Origin of the sequence: Streptomyces dysideae (genome assembly GCF_001514305.1) — a bacterium.
GTDB classification, from domain to species: Bacteria; Actinomycetota; Actinomycetes; order Streptomycetales; family Streptomycetaceae; genus Streptomyces; species Streptomyces dysideae.
Genome location: NZ_KQ949088.1, coordinates 133,327 through 152,159, shown reverse-complemented (window position 1 = coordinate 152,159; position 18,833 = coordinate 133,327). Strand labels below are relative to the sequence as shown.

Here is an 18,833-nt window from a genome sequence, read left to right as displayed (position 1 = left end):
GTGCCTTCCATCACTATGAGCCGTCATACCCGCTGGTAGGTCAGGAGTCCGCGGGCGGCAGGGCGGCGAGGAGATGGGCGGATGGCGCGGACCGACGACGGCATGGGCGGTGGCCCCGGGATCAACGCGGGCGCGTCCGACGCGCGGCTCACCGAACTGCTGCGCGCCGACACCGCCACCGCGTACACCGCCCTCCAGGAACTCCGCGCCCGCCACCACCGGCCCGTCCTCACCTACGCCCGGCTGTGCACCACGGGCGAGTCGACGGCCCGGCAGCTCGCGGCCCAGGCGTTCACCCGCGCGGCCCGGGACACGGCACGCGGCATCGACCCGGGCGTACCGTGGCGCCACCGACTCCTCCTGCTCGTAGGCCAGTTGGCCGCACCCTGGGCCAGGGACGAACGGGCGGCGGGCCTCGACGCGGGCCTGCTCCTCGTCCTGAACACGGCGGACCCCGTCCCGCCGATGCTCGCCGCGTTCCAGTCGCTCCCGCCCCGCGCACAGGGCCTGATCTGGTACGCGGTGGTCGAGCGGGAACCGACCGAAGCGACGGCCGGCCTCCTGGGCCTGACCCGCGAGGACGTCGCCTACGGCACGGCCCCGGCGCTCCAGCAGCTGGCCCAGGCCTGTCTGCGCACCCGCCTCGCCGCCTCCGACGACCCGCGCTGCCGTGACTTCCGCCGCCTCATCGAGGAGTCGGTACGCCCGGACAGCCCCCGCGACAGCGCCGACCTGCACACCCATATGGCCCACTGCGCGCACTGCGCGGCCGCGTACGAGGAACAGTCCGCCCTGCGGGACTCCCCGCGTGCGGTGCTGGCGGAGGGGCTACTGCCATGGGGCGGCACGGCGTACGCCGCGGGCGACCGGGATGCCGACACCCCTGCGCCCAACGGGACTTGGCCGCCGTACCGCCGTCGCCGCTTCGCGCTGGCCTCGGCGGCCCTCGGTGTGGCGCTGGCTCCGCTGCTGGTGTTCCTGTTGTCGCGGGGCGGTGACGCGCCGACCCCGGGGGCCGCGGGCGCGGTCAGCACGCCGGCAAGCAGGCCGCCGGTGGCGGTGACGGTGACCGCGACGGCACCGCCCACCCCGTCACCCTCGCCCTCGCGCTCTCCCTCGAAACCGTCCAAGTCCCCTTCCCCCACCAGGAGTTCACCCCCACCGCCGACCACGACACCGCCGAAGCCGCCGCCTTCGCCCACGCCGCCTCCGACCCGCCCGCCGAGCGGCAGCTACGCCCAGGTCGTGAACGTCGCCTCGGGCCTCTGCCTGGACGTGGCCGGTGACTTCTCCAACGGCACGGACGTCGTCACGGTTCCCTGCACCTCGTCCCGCACCCAGCGCTGGCGGGTCGACTCCGCGCGGGGTGTCCTGCAGTCGTCCGCCGATCCCGACTACTGCCTGGACAGCCGGGGTTCGGTGGACAACGGGGTCGGGATCTGGACGTGCGCCTCGGTGGAGGGCTGGAACGGACAGAATCTCCGGTTCGCCGTGGACTCGCGCGGGGTGATCCGCCCGGCCATCGCACCGGACCACGCTGTGACACCGGGCGGGGACGGCTCGGTGTCCCTGGCCGTGGAGGCGGGACGGACGGAGCAGCGGTGGCGGGCCGGGGCGGCGTGAAGTGAGAGGCGGGGACGAGGGTCAGACCACCCGTACGCCCCGCCGCCACACCCCGCTGACCAGCGGAACTCCTGGCCGGTAGGCGAGATGCACGTGGCTCGGCGCGTCGAGCAGGGTCAGGTCGGCGTACGCCCCCGGCGTGAGCCGGCCGATGTCGTCGCGCCGCAGGGCCCGCGCCCCGCCCGCGGTGGCCGACCAGACCGCCTCGTCCGGAGTCATGCCCATGTCCCGTACCGCGAGCGCGACGCAGAAGGGGACGGAGGAGGTGAAGGACGAGCCCGGGTTGCAGTCGGTGGAGAGGGCGACGGTGACGCCCGCGTCGAGGAGGCGGCGGGCGTCGGGCCACTCGGCGCGGGTGGAGAACTCGGCGCCGGGGAGGAGGGTGGCGACCGTGCGGCTGTTGGCGAGCGCGTCGACGTCCGCGTCCGTCAGGTGGGTGCAGTGGTCGGCGCTGGCGGCGTCCAGTTCGACCGCCAACTGGACGCCGGGGCCGTAGGAGAGCTGGTTGGCGTGGACGCGCGGGTGCAGTCCCTTGGCCTTGCCCGCGGTGAGGATCGCGCGGGCCTGGTCGCCGTCGAAGGCGCCCTTCTCGCAGAACACGTCGATCCAACGGGCGTACGGGGCACAGGCGTCGAGCATCTCGCCGGTGACGAGGGCGACATAGCCGGCCGGGTCGTCGGCGTGGTCCGGCGGGACGATGTGGGCGCCGAGGTAGGTGACCTCGGCGGTCTGGGCGGCGGCGATGCGCAGGGCGCGGGCCTCGTCGGCGACGGTGAGGCCGTAGCCGGACTTGGTCTCGAAGGTGGTCGTGCCCTGGCGGAGGGCCTCGGCGAGATAGCGGGTGAGGTTGGCTTCCAGTTCCTCGTCGCTCGCGGCGCGGGTGGCGGCGACGGTGGTACGGATGCCGCCCGCGCTGTACGGCCGCCCGGACATCCGGGCGTTGAACTCCTGCGTGCGGTCGCCCGCGAAGACGAGGTGGGAGTGGGAGTCGACGAAGCCGGGGATGACCGCGCGGCCACCTGCGTCGACCCGATTGTCAGTGGCGGGTGCTTTGCTTTGATCACCGGTCCACGCGATGCGTTCACCGTCGATGACGACGGCCGCGTCCTGGATCAGTCCGAGGGGGGATCCGAGGGAGGGGTCGTTGGTGACCAGGGCGGCGATGTTGGTGATGAGCGTGCTTGCGGTGCTCGCCGAGCTGGCGGGGCTGACGGTCGTCGGGCTGCTCATGGCGTCCTTGTTGGCCTGGTCGGTGGTGGGGTCAGGTTCGGGGGCGGGGGCCGGCCGCGCGGGTGGGCGGGCCGGGGTCATCCGCGCAGGACTGCGACGGCGTCCGCGAGGGCTTTCGGCACATCCGGTACGAGGGCGTGCGCCCCGTCGCGCACGACGTGCCGACCTCCCACGACCGTATGCGACACGTCTGCTGCCGACGCGGCGAATACAGCCGTCTCGGCACCGAGCCGCGGAAGCGGCCCTGCCGTCCTGACCGAGTCGAGAACGATCGTCGTGAAGTCGGCGAGCGCGCCGGGCTCCAGGGTGCCCGCGTCGTCCCAGCCGAGGGCCGCGTGGCCGTCGGCCGAGGCCGCCCGCAGGAGGGCCGCCGCCGTCCAGTGACCTCGCGTACGGGTGCGCAGGCGCTCGTCCAGCTCCATCGCGCGGGCCTCTTCGAGCAGGTCGATCACGGCGTGGCTGTCGGAGCCGAGGGACAGTGGGGAGCCCGCGACCTGGAGGGCGGCCGCCGGGCCGATGCCGTCGGCGAGGTCGCGTTCAGTCGTCGGGCACATGCAGGTACCGGTGCCGCTGCCACCGACGAGGGCGATGTCCTCGTCGGTGAGGTGGGTGTTGTGCACGCCGGTGGTGCGTGCCCCGAGGACACCGTGCTCGGCGAGCAGCTGGGTGGGCGTGCACCCATGGGCCTCCCGGCAGGCGTCGTTCTCGGCGGTCTGCTCGGAGAGGTGCACATGCAGCGGGGCCCGCCGCTCCTCGGCCCACCGTGCCACGGTCGCCAACTGGCCGGCGGGCACGGCCCGTACGGAGTGAATGGCCGCGCCGATCCGCGCGTGATCCCGTTCCTTGAGAACTGAACAGCGTTCGGCCCAGGCGTCCGCCGTCCCGTCGGAGAAGCGGAGCTGGTGGGTGTTGGGCGGCTGCCCGAAGCCGGCGGAGAGATAGGCGGTGTCGAGGAGGGTGATCCGGATACCGGCTTCGGCGGCGGCCGCGATGAGGGCCTCGCCCATGGCGTTGGGGTCGGCGTACGGGGTACCGCCCGGGGCGTGGTGGACGTAGTGGAACTCGCCGACGGCGGTGACGCCGGCGAGGGCCATCTCGGCGTACACGGCGCGGGCGAGGGCGTGGTAGGTGTCCGGGGTCATCCGGTCGGCGACGGAGTACATGACCTCACGCCAGGTCCAGAAGGTTCCGGAGCCGCCCTGGACGGTGCCGCGGAGAGCGCGGTGGAAGGCGTGCGAGTGGGCGTTGGCGAGCCCTGGGAGCGTCAGCCCGCGCAGGAGCTCGGCGCCGGGGGGCGGGGCCGGGGTGTCCGGGCGGACGGCGGTGATGCGACCGTCGGCGACCTCCAGGAGGACACCCGGCTCGACGTGGGTGCCGAGCCAGGCATGCTCCAGCCAGTACGTCCGTGTCTGCTGGGTCGGCGTCACCTGCAGGCCAGTCCTTCCAGTACGTCGGCGAGGGCGAGCACCCCGGCCACGCAGTCGTCCTCGGCCGCGAACTCGGCCGGGGAGTGCGAGACGCCGGTGGGGTTGCGTACGAACAGCATGGCGGTCGGGATGCTCCCGGACAGGATCCCGGCGTCGTGTCCGGCACCAGTGCCTAGGACGGGGACCTTGAGCTCGGCTTCCTTGTCCTTGCCCAGGATCCGGGAGAGCTCGTCGCGCAGGGCGTGGTCGAACTCCACGACGGGCGTGAAGGACTCACGGACGACGTCCAGGTCGACGCCGTGCGCGGCGGCGTACTCGCGGGCGGCCTTCTCGACGCCGTTGACCACGAGGTCGAGGCTCGCCTGGTCGGCGGCACGGGAGTCGAGCCAGCCGCGTACCAGGGAGGGGATGGCGTTGACGCCGTTCGGCTCGACGGTGATCTTGCCGAAGGTGGCGACGGCACCGGCGAGTCGAGCCTCTCGCCGTGCCGCCAGGACGGTCTCGGCGTACGACAGCATCGGGTCACGCCGGTCCACGAGCCGTGTGGTGCCGGCGTGGTTGGCCTCGCCCCGGAAGTCGAACCGCCACCGCCCGTGCGGCCAGATGGCGCTGGCGATGCCCACACGATCACCGCTCAGATCGAGGGCCCGCCCCTGCTCGACATGCAGCTCGACGAAGGCGCCGATACGGGCGAGCCGTTCGGGGTCGGCCCCGATGCGGTCGGGGTCGTACCCGGCGGCCGCCACGGCCTGCGGAAGGCTGACCCCGTCCCCGTCGGTCAGCCGGTGCGCCTGCTCGACGGTGAGCTGCCCGGCGGTGAGCCGTGACCCGACGCAGGCGAGCCCGAACCGCGCGCCCTCCTCGTCACCGAAGTTGACGAGGGCGAGGGGCCTGGTGAACGTGACCTGGCGGGCGCGGAGTTCATCGAGCGCGGCGAACGAGGAGACGACCCCGAGGGGCCCGTCGAAGGCGCCGCCGTCGGGCACGGAGTCGAGATGAGACCCGGTGACGACGGCGTCCCCGGCAGCGGGATCCCCGAGCCAGGCCCACTGGTTGCCGTTGCGGTCGACCTCGTAGGTCAGCCCGCGTCCCTCGGCCTGCTCCTTGAACCAGGCCCGGCATTCGGCGTCGGCACCGGTCCAGGCGTAGCGGCGGTAGCCGCCGGAGGCGGGGTGACGACCGATGGGTAGCAGCTCGCGCCACATCTCATGGAAGGATCCGCCAGTCCGGCCCACAGCCGGCCCAGGCTGCGGTGCATCGCTGCCCGCAGGCCGCCGGGCGGCACCGCTCGGCCCGCCGGCCGGCCCAGGCCGGCCCGCACCCGCCACAGGCTCACCCGCGGTCGGTCCAGGTCGCCCCTCACCCGCGACAGGCTCCGGACGGCCGTCACCCGCCACAGGCTGCGGGCAGTCGTTCCGCGGGGCGTTGGGGGTCCCCCCGCTCGAACGAAGTTGAGAGTGGGGGAGGGTGGGCACAGCCGGGCCCGCGCCCGGCGACGAGACATCGGCCCCCACCGGAGAGCTGCCGTGCCCGCCCTCATGCTGAGTCACGCGTCGTCACCCTCGCGCATGGGAACCCGCACACCCCGCTCGTCGGCGACCGACTCCGCGATGTCGTAACCGGCATCGACATGCCGGATGACACCCATACCGGGGTCGTTCGTCAGGACACGCCGGATCTTCTCCCCGGCCAGCTTCGTCCCGTCGGCCACAGTCACCTGCCCGGCGTGGATGGACCGCCCCATCCCCACGCCACCCCCGTGGTGCAGGGACACCCACGACGCCCCGGACGCCACGTTCACCATGGCGTTCAGCAGCGGCCAGTCGGCGATCGCGTCGGATCCGTCCAGCATGGCCTCGGTCTCACGGTAGGGAGACGCCACCGACCCGCAGTCCAGGTGATCGCGCCCGATCGCCAGCGGCGCCGCCAGCTCACCGCTGGCGACCATGTCGTTGAACCGCTCACCGGCCTTGTCCCGCTCGCCATACCCCAGCCAGCAGATACGCGCGGGCAGCCCCTGGAAGTGCACCCGCTCGCCGGCCATCTTGATCCAGCGGGCGAGGGACTCGTTCTCGGGGAAGAGCTCGAGGATCGCTTTGTCGGTCTTCGTGATGTCGGCGGGGTCGCCGGACAGCGCCGCCCACCGGAAGGGGCCCTTGCCCTCGCAGAACAGCGGCCGGATATAGGCGGGCACGAACCCGGGGAAGGCGAACGCCCGCTCGTACCCGGCGAGCTGGGCCTCACCGCGGATCGAGTTGCCGTAGTCGAAGACCTCGGCGCCGGCGTCCATGAAGCCGACCATGGCCTCGACGTGCCGGGCCATGGACTCACGCGCACGGGTGGTGAAGCCCGCCGGGTCCTTGGCCGCGTAGGAGGCCATGTCGTCGAAGTCGACTCCCAGCGGCAGGTACGCCAGCGGATCGTGCGCCGAGGTCTGGTCGGTGACGATGTCGATGGGGGCGCCCATGGCCAGCAGCTGCGGGACGAGCTCGGCTGCGTTGCCGAGGACGCCGATGGAGAGTGCCTTGCGCTGGTCCCGCGCCTCCACCGCCAGTTGGAGGGCGTGGTCCAGGGAGTCGGCCTTCACGTCCAGGTAGCGGTGCTCGATGCGCCGCTCGATCGCCCGCGGGTCGCAGTCGACACAGATCACGACACCGTCGTTCATGGTCACGGCGAGGGGCTGGGCACCGCCCATGCCGCCGAGGCCGGCGGTGAGGGTGATCGTCCCGGCGAGGGTGCCGCCGAACTTCTTCGCGGCGACGGCGGAGAAGGTCTCGTAGGTGCCCTGGAGGATGCCCTGGGTGCCGATGTAGATCCAGGAGCCGGCGGTCATCTGCCCGTACATGGTCAGCCCGAGGGCCTCCAGACGGCGGAACTCCTCCCAGTTGGCCCAGTCGCCGACGAGGTTGGAGTTGGCGATGAGCACGCGCGGCGCCCACTCGTGGGTCTGCATGACGCCGACGGGGCGGCCGGACTGGACGAGCATGGTCTCGTCCTGCTTCAACGTCCTGAGCGTGCGCACCATCGCGTCGAAGGAACGCCAGTCGCGGGCGGCCTTGCCCGTCCCGCCGTAGACGACGAGCTTGTCCGGGTGCTCGGCGACCTCCGGGTCGAGGTTGTTCTGCAGCATCCGCAGGGCGGCCTCCTGCTGCCATCCCAGGGCGCTCAGTTCCGTGCCGCGCGGCGCTCGTACGGGGCGGGGTCCTGACACGGTCTGCCTCCTGTGCGGATTGCTCCCAGTGGACTGTTACTGCCGATATTCACATCCTGACGCCATGAATAGAACTAGTCAATACACCGGCCCGTCGGCCCGGGCGCGGCGCTGTGTTTGGCTGGACGCATGGACGCAGGCAACGACATGACGGGGGATGTTGTGGGCAACGTCAACGACGATCACGACAGCGATCACGAGAGCCGCTCCGACGCCGCGCGGGCGGGCCGGCGGGACGAGGCGGTGCGGGCCGCGGTGGAGCAGGGGCTGCTCGGGCCGACCACCCCCGTCGTCGGCCTGCTCGACGTCACCGGCATCCAGGAGTCGGCGGCGGCTCTGCGGACGGCCTTCGACGCGGTCACCGCGCCCGGCACGCCCGTGCTGCACGCCTTCGCGGTGAAGGCGACCCCGCTGGTGCCGGTGCTGCGGCTGCTGCGGGAGGAGGGGATCGGCGCCGAGGTGGCGAGCCCGGGAGAGCTGGCGCTGGCCCGGGCGGCGGGGCTGTCGCCGGGCCGGACGGTCCTGGACTCACCCGCCAAGACACCGGCCGAGCTTCGGGAGGCGCTGGCGCTCGGGATCGCCGTCAACGCGGACAATCCGCAGGAGCTGGACCGCATCGCCGGGCTGATGCGGTCGGCGGTCAGCCGCTCCCCCATCGGGATCCGGGTGAACCCGCAGGTCGGCGGCGGTTCCATCGAGGCACTGTCCACCGCCACGGCGACCTCGAAGTTCGGGGTGGCGCTGCGGGACGAGGGGGCGCGCGAGTGGGTGGTCCGGGCGTACGCCGAGCGCCCTTGGCTGACCCGGCTGCACGCGCACACCGGCTCGCAGGGCATCCCGCTGTCGCTGATGGCCGAGGGCGTGGCGGAGACGTACGGGCTCGCCGAGGAGATCAACCGGCGGATCGGGCGGCCGCAGATCGACACGATCGACATCGGCGGCGGACTGCCGGTGAACTTCAGGTCGGACGCGACGACACCGACGTACGCGGACTACGCGCGCGTGCTGCGCGAGGCGGTGCCGGGGCTGTTCGACGAGCGGTACGGACTGGTGACGGAGTTCGGGCGGTCGCTGCTGGCCAAGCACGGCACGGTGGTGGCCCGGGTCGAGTACGCCAAGAGCGCCGGCGGACGGCCGGTCGCGGTCACGCACGCGGGCGTGCAGGTGGCGACCCGGACGGTGTACGCGCCGGGAGCGTGGCCGCTCAGGATCGCCGCGTACGACGGCAAGGGGCGGCCGAAGGAGGGGCCCGACGTGGTGCAGGACGTCGCCGGTCCGGCGTGCTTCGCGGGCGACCTGCTGGCGACGGGGCGCGCGCTGCCGTTGCTGGAACAGGGCGACTACGCGGCGGCGCTCGACACGGGCGCGTACTACTTCGCGCACCACTACGCCTACAACTCCCTCGCCCGACCCGGGATCTACGGCTTCGCCCCGGACGGGGCCGGAGGCATCGCCTTCGCGACCGTACGCGAGCCGCAGAGCGTCGAGGAGATCGTGGCCGAGTCGGGAGGGGCGCACGCGGCCGCCCTCACCACCCTCCGCGCACCCGGGGGGCGTTGACGCACGCCGGAGCACCACTGATCAACTGTCCCGGAAGCCAGGCCAGTTGACCCACCCTAGTCATCTGCCGCATGTTCCACTGGAAAATGCCAGAAGCCTCACTCCTCTCCCACACGGTGCGTAGTTTCGGGGTCACTCAGCCGAACTACAGGCGGGAGGGGAGCCACGGTGCCCGGAATCGACGAGTGCCTGCTGGAAGCCATGCGACTGCCCGGTGCCCGGGGCGCCGCGCTGGTCGACTGGACGAGCGGACTGGCCCTGGGCATCGTCGGGGAGTCCCCGGGCGGCGACCGGGAGACGGCCGCGGTGGAGGCCGCCGAGCTCGCCCGGCTCGCCGCCGAGCAGCACGCCTTCGCGCCCGACCCTGACGGGGACGGCACCGAAGAAGACGGCGCCGATCCACCCGTCGAGGACCTGATCATCAGCAACCGGAACAGCTACCACGTGCTGCGGTTCGTGCGGACGTCCTTCGACAGCAGCGTGTGCCTGCACCTGTGGCTGGCCCGCGCGGAGGGCAACCTCGCGCTGGCGCGTATCAGGCTCGGCGAGATGGCCGGACGGCTGGTGCTGGAATGACCGTCGTACGGACCCCTCCGCCGCCCCGGCTACCCGTGCGGAACAAGGCGGCGGCACGGGATCGGGGCTCGGGCGGCGTCTCGCCGATGCTGACCCGGCTCGCCGCCGAGCACGCCACCGGCGTCCTCGTCCGGGAGCGCGGCATGCTCCACCTCGCCGAGGGCCGGGTGGTGCACGCCGAGAGCCCCTCCGCACCCGGCCTCGACGTCCTGCTCACCGCCCGCGGCACGCTGGACGCCGAGGCCTGGCGGGAGGCGGAGGCCGAGACCGGCGACCGGCACCGCGCCGGCCACCACCTGGTCGACGGCGGACGCCTCACCCCGGGAGCGCTGGAGCTGTGCCGGCTCACCGCGCTGTACGACGCGGCGTACTTCGTCCTCGCCCCCAGCAGCGCCCCTGGCCGCTTCCGCTACGGCGGCGAGGCCGGACCCGGCTGTGAGTGCCCGGTGCCGGTGGCCGCCCTGGAGCGCGAGACGCTGCGCCGCCGCGATCTGCTGCACGGCATCTGGCCCGATCCGGCCACGGACCACGCCCCGCTCACCCGGGCGGACCGGTTGGCGCTCCCGGCGCCCAGCGCACGCCAGCGGGCGGTCCTGGCCCGGCTGGACGGCGTCCGCACGGCGACGGAGATCGCCCGGGACCTGGGCCGCCCGTCGTTCCACACGCTGGTGGACCTACGGCGGCTGGCGGCGGCCGGAGTCGTCGAGCCCCGCCCGCAGGCCCGCACCGAACCGCCCGATGGACTCGCACTCGAGGGGCTCGACGTGCTCGAAGCACTTCCGCCCGAGTTCACCGATCCCCACATCACGTTGCTGAAGAGGCTCAGGGATGCGCTGGAGACCCTTTGAGCGGCGGCAGCGGCAGTGGACCCGCGCCGAGAGGAGAGACCTGATGGCAGCGGAGAGCGACATCCTCGAGGAGTTGCGCCGGCTCAGAGCCCGCGTGCCCCAGCTCACCGGCGCCCTCGTGGCCTGCGCCGACGGTCTCGTCCTCGCCCAGGACACCCCCGGCATCGACCCGGAGAACCTGGCCGCGCTCACCACGACCGCACGCGGCCTCGCCGCACAGTTGGCGGAGGCGACCGGCCAGGGGGACTTCCGCGAACTGCTGGTACACGGCGTGCACGGCTGTGTGGCGACGTACGCGGCGGGCCCTGCCGCCGTCCTGACCCTGCTCGCCCAGGACCCCGTCAACGTCGGCCGCCTCCATCTGGAGGGCCGCCGGGCGGCCACCCGCATCGGGGAACTCGTCGACGCCGCCACGGCACCCCCGGACAAGCCCCCGGACATGCCTCCGACCAAGTCCCAGGCGAAGCCCTCGGCGGAGACGGCCGCCAAGACCACCGCGCCCCGCGCCAGAACCCCACGCGCCTCCCGCTCCAAGCCCCCCGCTACCCGCGCCCCCACCCCCACCCCCACCCCGACCCCGACCCCGGCCACCGAAGCGCCCGCCGCACCAACGGTGGCGCGCACCACCACCGAAAGTTGAGAGGAACCGAGGGAACAGTCATGACCAACACCGAAACCGCACTGAAAGAGGCGCTCGCCTCCATCGAGGGCGCCACCGGCGTCGCGCTCGTCGACTACACCAGCGGCATGGCGCTGGGCACGCTGGGCGGCGGCAAGAGCTTCGACCTCAACGTCGCCGCCGCCGGCAACACCGATGTGGTCCGCGCCAAGATGCGCACCATGGAACACCTCGGGCTCAAGAGCCAGATCGAGGACATCCTGATCACGCTGTCCGACCAGTACCACCTGATCCGCCTGATCCGCGGCCGGGGCGGCAACGGACTCTTCCTCTACCTGGTCCTCGACGTGAAGAGGTCCAACCTGGCGATGGCCCGCCACCAACTCCGAAGGATCGAGGAGGAGCTGGAGGTCTGACGGCCGGACCACGTCTGACGGCTAGACCAGGGCCGCGGTGCGGCGGCGTGCCCCACCCGGGGCCGCGTCGCCCGCCGCGATGCCCGTGCTGCGGTAGGCCTTGACCGCCTTGCCTGCCGGACGGCCGCCGTTCGCCGCGAGCCAGTCGACACGCACCCACAGCAGCGCGTCCTCCGCCCGCTCGCGCCGCCCGAGCCAGGCGGCCTTCAGCCGCAGCCCGGCACCGCAGCCGGCGAGCAGCATGCCGCCCGCGGCGGGTACCGCGAACGCGCTGCCCAGCACGGCCAGGAAGGCGAGCAGCAGCCACCAGCGGTGTCCCCGCCGCCAGTTGCGCGCGCTCACCGCACGGTCCTGGAGCACATCGTGCTTGCTCGCACGGGCGGCCGAGCGGGCGAGGTCGGTGTAGCGCCTACGGCGCCAGTACGCCACCACCGCGGTCGCGACGATGAACAGCGCGGCCCCGGCCATCACCCCGATCCGTCGCCCCGTGATGCCCGGCACCAGAACACCGATGCCCGCCGCGAACACCCCGAGCCACCACATCGGCGCGGCTCCGGCGCGTACGACGACAGCCACCCGAGCCAGGCCATGAGCTCTGTGATCCCCGCGTGCCACGTTCCGCCTCCTTGTCGCCTCACAGCACTGCGATTCCTGACAGGGATTCCTGACAGGGATTCCTGGTCGCGCAGATTAGCGAGCGAACGTGAGACGAGTCTTAGAGCACGCGAAATTCACTCGCCTTCACTCGACGAACAGCCCGCGCGCCGCCGCTCTCGCGTCGAACTCCTCCAGCCGGGCCTGGGCGTCCGGCAGGTCGTCGCACATCGCCTCCAGCAGGACCCGGCCCAGCAGCATCGGGGCGCAGGCGGTGTCGAAGGCGAGCCCCGTGCCGACGGCGGCCGGCAGCAGCAGGTCGGAGGCCTTGGCGACCGGCGCGAAGGCGGAGTCGGCGACCGTCACCACCGTCAGCCCGGCCTCCTTCGCATACGTCAGCGTGTCCACGACCTCACGCGGATGCCGGGGCAGCGCGAAGCACAGCAGGGTCGTGGCGCCGGCCCGGACGGCGGAGTCGATCCGGTCGTGGATCATCGTGCCGCCCTCGTTCAGCAGCCGTACGTCCGGATGGACCTTGGCGGCGAAGTAGGCGAAGCCGTACGCCTGTGAGGCAGCGGCCCGCAGCCCGAGGACGGGAAGGGGGCGCGAGGCCGCGAGCAGCCGCCCGGCCTTCTGCACGGGCCGCGGGTCGGCCAGCACCTCCGCCAGGTGCCGCAGGTTCTCGATCTCGGCCTCGACGGCCTGCTGGTACTCGTTGTACGACGCAGAGTCCGCCGCCGGTTCGGCGGGCGCGACCTCGCGCAGGTGCTTGCGCAGGGCCGGGTAGCCGTCGAAGCCGAGGGCGACCGCGAAACGGGTCACCGACGGCTGGCTGACCCCGGCCAGTTCGGCCAGTTCCACGCTGGACAGGAACGGCACGTCGGCGGCCCGCCGCACCATGCTGTGCGCGATGCGCCGCTGGGTCGGCGTCAGCCGGTGCCCCTCGAAGAGCGCCTGCAGCCGCGCGGCAGGACTGTCCGGCACCCCCGCGCCACGGCCCGCCGCGCCCGCGCTCTTGTCCGCCACGCTCGCACCCACGCCCGCACTCCCGTCCGCGCTCATGACTTGCTCCCCCTCCAGATGTCCGTGAACCGGTCGAGCAGTGCGGCCGCCGTCGTCACGTCGCCCGTGAGCGGCCGGTCGGCCGGGTCCTCGTCGAGCACCGACTCGGCGAGCTCCAGCGCACGGCCCACCCCGAGCTCCGGGTCGGGCCGGACATCACGCTGGCGCAGCGCCCGTACGGCGGCGACGAGTTCGCAGCCGACGACGAGACGGTACGCGCCGCACGCACGCAGTGTCTGACGTGCGGCGAGCGAGGCGAAGCTGGCCTGTTCCTCGACGCCTCGGGAGAGTACAGCGTGGCCGAGCGACGCGGGCGCCGAGAAGGCCCGCAGGTCGCCGAGGGCGGCCCCGGCGGAGTACTCCAGGATCATCACGCCGGAGGAGGCGGGTTCCTGGTCGGCGAGAAAGGGTCTGAGCCGGGTGAAGGCGGGCTCGTTGAGCGTGGACAGGCGGGATGTGGACAGACGGGCCGCCTGGGTCATGGCCAGTCGGAAGTGGTCCAGGGCGAGGGCGAGTTGGGCCTGGTAGAAGCCGCCGTGGTGGTAGGCGGCCAGGTCCTCGGGGCAGATCAGCGGGTTCTCCGCCGCCGCGTTGATCTCGATCGCGAGGACCTCTGCCAGGGCGTCGGCCGCGTCGTGGGCCGGGCCGTGGATCTGGGGCAGGCAGCGGAAGCCGTAGGGATCCTGGAGGCGGCCGAGCGGCGGGGTCGGGCGGTCGGCGGCGCCGATCAACTCCCGCATCCGGCGGGCGACTTCGCTGGAGCCGCGGTGCGGGCGGGCGGCGTGCACGGGGGCCGCGTACGCCTCGTGTGAGCCGTCGACGGCGAGCAGGGAGAGGGCGCCGACGACCTGGGTGGCCTCCAGAAGCCCGCGCAGTTCGCGCAGGGCGAGGGCGGACTGGCCGAGCGTGAGGGCGTTGCTGCTGATGAAGGCCAGCGCGTCGTTGTTGTCGAGCGGCTGGGGCTCGGGGGCGCCCGGCCCCCGCCAGGGGTGCTCGCCGGCCAGCGCGAGGCCGGCCTGGGCGAGGGCGGCGATGTCGCCGGTGCCGACCGAGCCGAACTCGTTCACGACCGGGTACGCCCCGCTCTCCAGCGCCTCGCACAGGGCCGTGACAACGGTGGGCCTGAGCCCCGCCCCGCCGGCCAGCAGCTGGTTGGCGCGGACGGCGAGCATCGCGCGTACCTGCCGGGCGGGCAACTCCTCGCCGATGGCACCGGCATGACTGCGCAGCAGGCGCAGGCCGTGCTCGGCGGCCGCCTCGGTGGGCACGTCCTCGTTCCGGTTGGCGCCGACGCCGGTGGACCGGCCGTAGACGCGGCCGGTCGCGGCGATGCGGCGCGCGGCGTCCCAGGACTCCTCGACGCGCCGCATCCCCTCGCTCCCCGGTACCGGCCGCGCGGCCCCGTCGGCGAGGCGCACGACGTCGGTGACGCCGAGGCCGACCCCGTCGAGGACGACAAGAGCAGAGGCCGCTATCCGCGGTGCGTCCACGATCCGAGACGACATCAAACCCAAACCTCCTCAACAAGGACATCCGATCTTGTTCGCCGGTCATCCGTTACCTCGGATCAACGCCAAGACGTTGACAATCTATTCACACACTAAGAACTCTGCATGATGTTATACAGTCGGGCAAGGGACAACTCGTGATCCAGTTCGACGCGATCCACAAGCGCTTCCCCATCGGCACCACAGCAGTCCACGACCTCACACTCCGGGTCGGCGGCAAGGACGTCCAGCGCCAGCCGCCGCCGAACTGCGCCGCTCCATCGGATACGTCATCCGGCAGTCGGGGCCTCTTCACCACCGACACGGACATCCAGGCCAACGACTGGGTGGTGCTGACGGACCCGAAGAACCTGATCCCCGGCCGGCACGTCGTCCCCTCATCGCCGACCGCAAGGCCGACTCGACGGTCCGCAAGGCCCTCGCCGGACTCGGCAACGTCCTCACCACCGCCCAGCTCACCGAACTCAACCGTCAGGTCGACAAGGACAAGAAGGGCCCGGAGGACGTGGCGAACGCGTACGCCCGGCAGCACGGGCTGGTGAAGTGAACGGCGGCCGGTTGCGCCCCTGACCCCGGCGCACCCCCTCCCGAACAGGGGGGCTAACCCCAGTGCGGGCGTCCTCCGGGCTGCCTACCGTGGGCCGTATGACCGGATCGGACGCACGGGACACCGAACTCAAGAAGGAACTCGACGCCACCCTGCAGGCCCGCAGGGAACTGGGCGAGGAATACGAGTCCGCGCTGGTCGACTCCTTCCTGGAGAAGGTCGACCAGCGTATCGACGGGGCGGTGGAGCGCCGGTTGCGCCGGCAGCTCGCCGAGCAGCAGATGGTGGCGGCCCGGGGTGCCCGGTCGCCGCGGCCGACGGACACCTGGGGCGAGCGCTTCGGCTTCGGCATCGTCTCGCTGGTACTGGCGATCCCGCTGTCCGGGATCGGCGGCGGCGTCGCCGGCCTCAAGGGACTGCTCGTCGCCTGGTTCGGCATCGTCGGCGTGAACGTCGTCCAGGCCGCCCGCGTCAACCCCGGCCTGTTCCGCGGCCGGCCGGGCCGCAAGGCGGCCAAGGACGACGACGCCTGGGAGGACTGACCTCACGCCTGCGCCGAAAGAGGCCGGCGCCGCTGGGGAGTTGGGCCTCGGCGCAGGTCGGCTGAGCGGGCCCGGAAAAGATTATGCGCGGGGACCGCCGCACCCCCGTTACCGGGGGGCGGGACGACGGCGGTCCCCGCGAGTGGACGCGGGCCGGGTCAGGGCCGGGCTTGCGCGTCCTAGGCGTCCATGGAGGTCCGGGAGCCGCTCCGGAGGTCCTTGGCGCCGTTTTGGTTGCCGGCCGGGGCGGGGAGCCGCTCCCGCCCTTGCCGACATCCACTAATGTGCCGGACCCGTGTTAAGCGGGTGCTGCGCGGACGTGACGCGCTCGTACCACTTCCGCGAAGTCCACGAGGATTGTCGATCACAGCAAGTTCGCCGCCGTCCCGGGCAGTTCACCGGATGTTTCCCGCTACTTTCCGCCCTTGGCGAGGAAGGCCAGCAGGTCCTGTCGGCTGACCACACCCGTCGGCTTGCCCTCGACGAGGACGATCGCGGCGTCCGCGCCGCCCAGGACGGACATCAGGTCGCCGACCGGTTCGCCGGAGCCGACCTGCGGGAGCGGGGCCGACATGTGCTTCTCCAGCGGGTCGTCGAGCGAGGCCCGCTTGGTGAACAGGGCGTCCAGCAGCTCCCGTTCCACGACGGACCCGACGACCTCGGCGGCCATCACGTCGGGGTGACCGGCGCCGGGCTTGACGATCGGCATCTGCGAGACGCCGTACTCGCGCAGCACCTCGATGGCCTCGCCGACGGTCTCGTCCGGGTGCATGTGGACGAGGGACGGGATGGCGCCGTGCACCTTGTCGTTCAGGACGTCGGCGACGCGGGCGCTGGGGCCCTCGTCCTCGAGGAAGCCGTAGTCGGCCATCCACTCGTCGTTGAAGATCTTGCTGAGGTAGCCGCGCCCGCTGTCGGGGAGCAGGACGACCACGACGTCGTCCGGACCGAGCCGCTCGGCGACCCGCAGGGCGGCCACCACCGCCATCCCGCAGGAACCGCCCACCAGCAGCCCCTCCTCCTTCGCCAGCCGGCGGGTCATCTGGAAGGAGTCCTTGTCGGACACGGCGACGATCTCGTCGGCGACGGTCCGGTCGTAGGCGGTCGGCCAGAAGTCCTCACCGACGCCCTCGACGAGATACGGCCGCCCCGACCCGCCCGAGTACACCGAGCCCTCGGGGTCCGCGCCGACGACCTGCACCTTGCCGTCGCTGACGTCCTTCAGATAGCGCCCGGTGCCGGAGATGGTGCCGCCGGTGCCGACGCCCGCCACGAAGTGGGTGATCTTCCCCTCCGTCTGCTCCCACAGCTCGGGACCGGTGGAGTGGTAGTGGGAGAGCGGGTTGTTGGGGTTGGAGTACTGGTCGGGCTTCCAGGCACCGGGGGTCTCGCGGACGAGCCGGTCGGAGACGTTGTAGTAGGAGTCCGGGTGCTCCGGGTCCACGGCCGTCGGGCAGACGACCACTTCGGCGCCGTAGGCACGCAGGACGTTGATCTTGTCCGTCGACACCTTGTCGGGGCACACGAAGATGCACTTGTACCCCTTCTGCTGGGCCACTATGGCGAGCCCGACGCCGGTGTTCCCACTGGTCGGCTCGACGATCGTGCCGCCGGGCTCGAGCGCCCCGCTCTCCTCGGCCGCCTCGATCATGCGCAGGGCGATGCGGTCCTTCACGGAGCCGCCCGGGTTGAAGTACTCCACCTTGGCCAGGACGGTCGCCCGGATCCCCTTGGTCACGTTGTTGAGCCTCACCAGCGGGGTGTTGCCGACGAGGCTGATCATCGAGTCGTGGAATTGCACCGTTGTCTCCGGATGCTTGCAAAAGAAGTGGTCATAGTGGTTCCGCCAGCCTATGGCCTGTTCGGGGCCCGTGACGGTCGTTCACTCGCCGTTGGGATTGGGCGACGGTCCGTGCGGGGCAAGCAGTGGATGTACGGCTATGAGGAGGTGGCGGCGACGTATGACACGCATGTCGAGGGCGAGGGTGGCCCGGCGGATCGCGGCCGGTGCGGCGTACGGCGGCGGCGGGATCGGTCTGGTCGGCGCTGCGACCGTCGGGCTGGTCCTGGCGGAGGTGCGGCTGGCCAGACGCCAGGTCGGCAACGGCACGAGCAACCACGTACCGAACGCCGACGGCCGGTTCGGGTTGGCGTACGACGCCCCTGGTGAACCGCCGCTGCGGCTGACGCTGCTCGGCGACTCCACGGCCGCGGGCCAGGGCGTGCACCGGGCGGGACAGACGCCGGGCGCGCTGGTGGCGTCGGGGCTGGCGGCGGTGGCGGAGCGGCCGGTGGAGCTGCGGAACGTGGCGTCGCCGGGGGCGCGGTCGGATGACCTGGACCGTCAGGTGGCGCTGGTGCTGGCGGACGCGGCCGCGGTGCCGGACGTCTGCGTGATCATGATCGGCGCGAACGACGTCACGCACCGGATGCCGCCGACGCGGTCGGTACGCCATTTGTCGGCGGCGGTACGGCGGCTGCGTACCGCCGGCGCGGAGGTGGTGGTCGGCACCTGCCCCGACCTGGGCACGATCGAGCCGGTGCAGCAGCCCCTGCGCTGGCTGGCCCGACGGGCCTCCCGCCAGTTGGCGGCCGCCCAGACGATCGGCGTCGTCGAGCAGGGCGGCCGCACGGTGTCGCTGGGCGATCTGCTGGGCCCGGAGTTCGAGGCGAACCCGCGGGAGCTGTTCGGCCCCGACAACTACCACCCCTCGGCGGAGGGCTATGCCACCGCGGCGATGGCGGTCCTGCCGACGGTCTGCGCGGCGCTGAACCTCTGGCCGGCGGAAGAGGAACGCCCCGACGTCGCCCGCCGCGAGGGCTTCCTCCCCGTGGCCCGCGCTGCCGCCGAGGCCGCCTCGGAGGCAGGCACGGAGGTCGCGGCAGCGATGCCGACGGGACCCAGGGGACCGTGGGCGCTTCTGAAGCGGCGCCGCCGCCGGAGGGTCCCGGAAGCCGAGCCGACCCCTGCGACGCCGGCTCCGTAGCCAGGAGGCTCCGCCCCCTGGCCCCCCGGCCTGCGCCCACCCGCCGCCCGACTCGGCCGGGAAAGGAGTGGGTCTCGCCCCAC

General features: G+C 72.6%; 16 protein-coding genes and 1 pseudogene. 9 read left to right on the top strand and 8 right to left on the bottom strand.

The annotated features are described in order from the left end of the window. Positions 1-81: 81 nt before the first annotated feature. Positions 82-1,623, top strand: coding sequence for an RICIN domain-containing protein (locus AQJ91_RS22575; RefSeq protein ID WP_067024692.1), 1,542 nt, complete (start codon positions 82-84; stop codon positions 1,621-1,623). A 21-nt stretch (positions 1,624-1,644) separates the two neighbouring features. On the opposite strand, the gene hutI is transcribed toward AQJ91_RS22575, so the two are convergent. From hutI to hutU, 4 genes are all read right to left on the bottom strand, one after another. After that, entirely contained in the window at positions 1,645-2,934 is a 1,290-nt protein-coding gene (gene hutI, locus AQJ91_RS22570; protein WP_067024689.1) for an imidazolonepropionase, read from the bottom strand. After that, positions 2,931-4,280 carry a formimidoylglutamate deiminase gene (locus AQJ91_RS22565; RefSeq protein ID WP_067024685.1) on the bottom strand — a complete coding sequence of 450 codons (1,350 nt, stop codon included), beginning with the start codon at positions 4,278-4,280 and terminating at the stop codon, positions 2,931-2,933. The genes hutI and AQJ91_RS22565 overlap by 4 nt, the downstream gene beginning before the upstream one ends. Next, positions 4,277-5,485 (bottom strand): allantoate amidohydrolase, encoded by a 1,209-nt coding sequence (locus AQJ91_RS22560; protein ID WP_199847997.1) that lies wholly within the window; start codon positions 5,483-5,485, stop codon positions 4,277-4,279. The genes AQJ91_RS22565 and AQJ91_RS22560 overlap by 4 nt, the downstream gene beginning before the upstream one ends. 341 nt (positions 5,486-5,826) lie before the next feature. After that, positions 5,827-7,491 carry a urocanate hydratase gene (gene hutU, locus AQJ91_RS22555; protein ID WP_067024679.1) on the bottom strand — a complete coding sequence of 555 codons (1,665 nt, stop codon included), beginning with the start codon at positions 7,489-7,491 and terminating at the stop codon, positions 5,827-5,829. A gap of 129 nt (positions 7,492-7,620) precedes the next feature. Here hutU and AQJ91_RS22550 point away from each other — a divergent pair, with 129 nt between their 5' ends. The 5 genes from AQJ91_RS22550 to AQJ91_RS22530 all read left to right on the top strand — a co-directional run bounded on the left by AQJ91_RS22550 (position 7,621) and on the right by AQJ91_RS22530 (position 11,510). Then, positions 7,621-9,051, top strand: a complete 1,431-nt coding sequence (locus tag AQJ91_RS22550) for a type III PLP-dependent enzyme domain-containing protein (protein WP_067024676.1) — start codon at positions 7,621-7,623, stop codon at positions 9,049-9,051. Between the two features lie 168 nt (positions 9,052-9,219). Further along, complete coding sequence (locus AQJ91_RS22545) at positions 9,220-9,627, top strand: hypothetical protein (RefSeq protein WP_067024673.1); 408 nt, start codon at positions 9,220-9,222, stop codon at positions 9,625-9,627. Then, complete coding sequence (locus AQJ91_RS22540; RefSeq protein ID WP_067024670.1) at positions 9,624-10,475, top strand: hypothetical protein; 852 nt, start codon at positions 9,624-9,626, stop codon at positions 10,473-10,475. The genes AQJ91_RS22545 and AQJ91_RS22540 overlap by 4 nt, the downstream gene beginning before the upstream one ends. A gap of 43 nt (positions 10,476-10,518) precedes the next feature. Next, positions 10,519-11,115, top strand: coding sequence for a roadblock/LC7 domain-containing protein (locus AQJ91_RS22535; protein WP_067024667.1), 597 nt, complete (start codon positions 10,519-10,521; stop codon positions 11,113-11,115). 20 nt (positions 11,116-11,135) lie between these two features. After that, positions 11,136-11,510 (top strand): roadblock/LC7 domain-containing protein, encoded by a 375-nt coding sequence (locus tag AQJ91_RS22530; RefSeq protein WP_067024663.1) that lies wholly within the window; start codon positions 11,136-11,138, stop codon positions 11,508-11,510. Positions 11,511-11,531: 21 nt separating this feature from the next. Here AQJ91_RS22530 and AQJ91_RS22525 read toward each other — a convergent pair whose 3' ends face one another. From AQJ91_RS22525 to AQJ91_RS22515, 3 genes are all read right to left on the bottom strand, one after another. Continuing rightward, positions 11,532-12,053, bottom strand: a complete 522-nt coding sequence (locus AQJ91_RS22525) for a hypothetical protein (RefSeq protein WP_234382769.1) — start codon at positions 12,051-12,053, stop codon at positions 11,532-11,534. Positions 12,054-12,251: 198 nt separating this feature from the next. Next, complete coding sequence (locus AQJ91_RS22520) at positions 12,252-13,166, bottom strand: MurR/RpiR family transcriptional regulator (protein WP_234382764.1); 915 nt, start codon at positions 13,164-13,166, stop codon at positions 12,252-12,254. Beyond that, positions 13,163-14,671, bottom strand: a complete 1,509-nt coding sequence (locus AQJ91_RS22515; RefSeq protein ID WP_199847996.1) for an aromatic amino acid ammonia-lyase — start codon at positions 14,669-14,671, stop codon at positions 13,163-13,165. The genes AQJ91_RS22520 and AQJ91_RS22515 overlap by 4 nt, the downstream gene beginning before the upstream one ends. 290 nt (positions 14,672-14,961) lie before the next feature. On the opposite strand from AQJ91_RS22515, the pseudogene AQJ91_RS55855 reads away from it, so the two are divergent. Further along, positions 14,962-15,221 (top strand): annotated as a pseudogene (locus AQJ91_RS55855) (glycine betaine ABC transporter substrate-binding protein); the annotation flags it as partial. Between the two features lie 98 nt (positions 15,222-15,319). After that, the gene (locus AQJ91_RS22505) at positions 15,320-15,763 is read left to right on the top strand and encodes a hypothetical protein (protein ID WP_067024652.1); all 444 of its coding nucleotides are present in this window, start codon (positions 15,320-15,322) and stop codon (positions 15,761-15,763) included. Between the two features lie 412 nt (positions 15,764-16,175). On the opposite strand, the gene AQJ91_RS22500 is transcribed toward AQJ91_RS22505, so the two are convergent. Further along, positions 16,176-17,564 carry a cystathionine beta-synthase gene (locus AQJ91_RS22500; protein ID WP_067024649.1) on the bottom strand — a complete coding sequence of 463 codons (1,389 nt, stop codon included), beginning with the start codon at positions 17,562-17,564 and terminating at the stop codon, positions 16,176-16,178. Positions 17,565-17,724: 160 nt separating this feature from the next. On the opposite strand from AQJ91_RS22500, the gene AQJ91_RS22495 reads away from it, so the two are divergent. Continuing rightward, on the top strand, positions 17,725-18,750 hold the full coding sequence (locus AQJ91_RS22495; protein ID WP_199847995.1) for an SGNH/GDSL hydrolase family protein: 1,026 nt from the start codon (positions 17,725-17,727) through the stop codon (positions 18,748-18,750). Positions 18,751-18,833 lie beyond the last annotated feature (83 nt).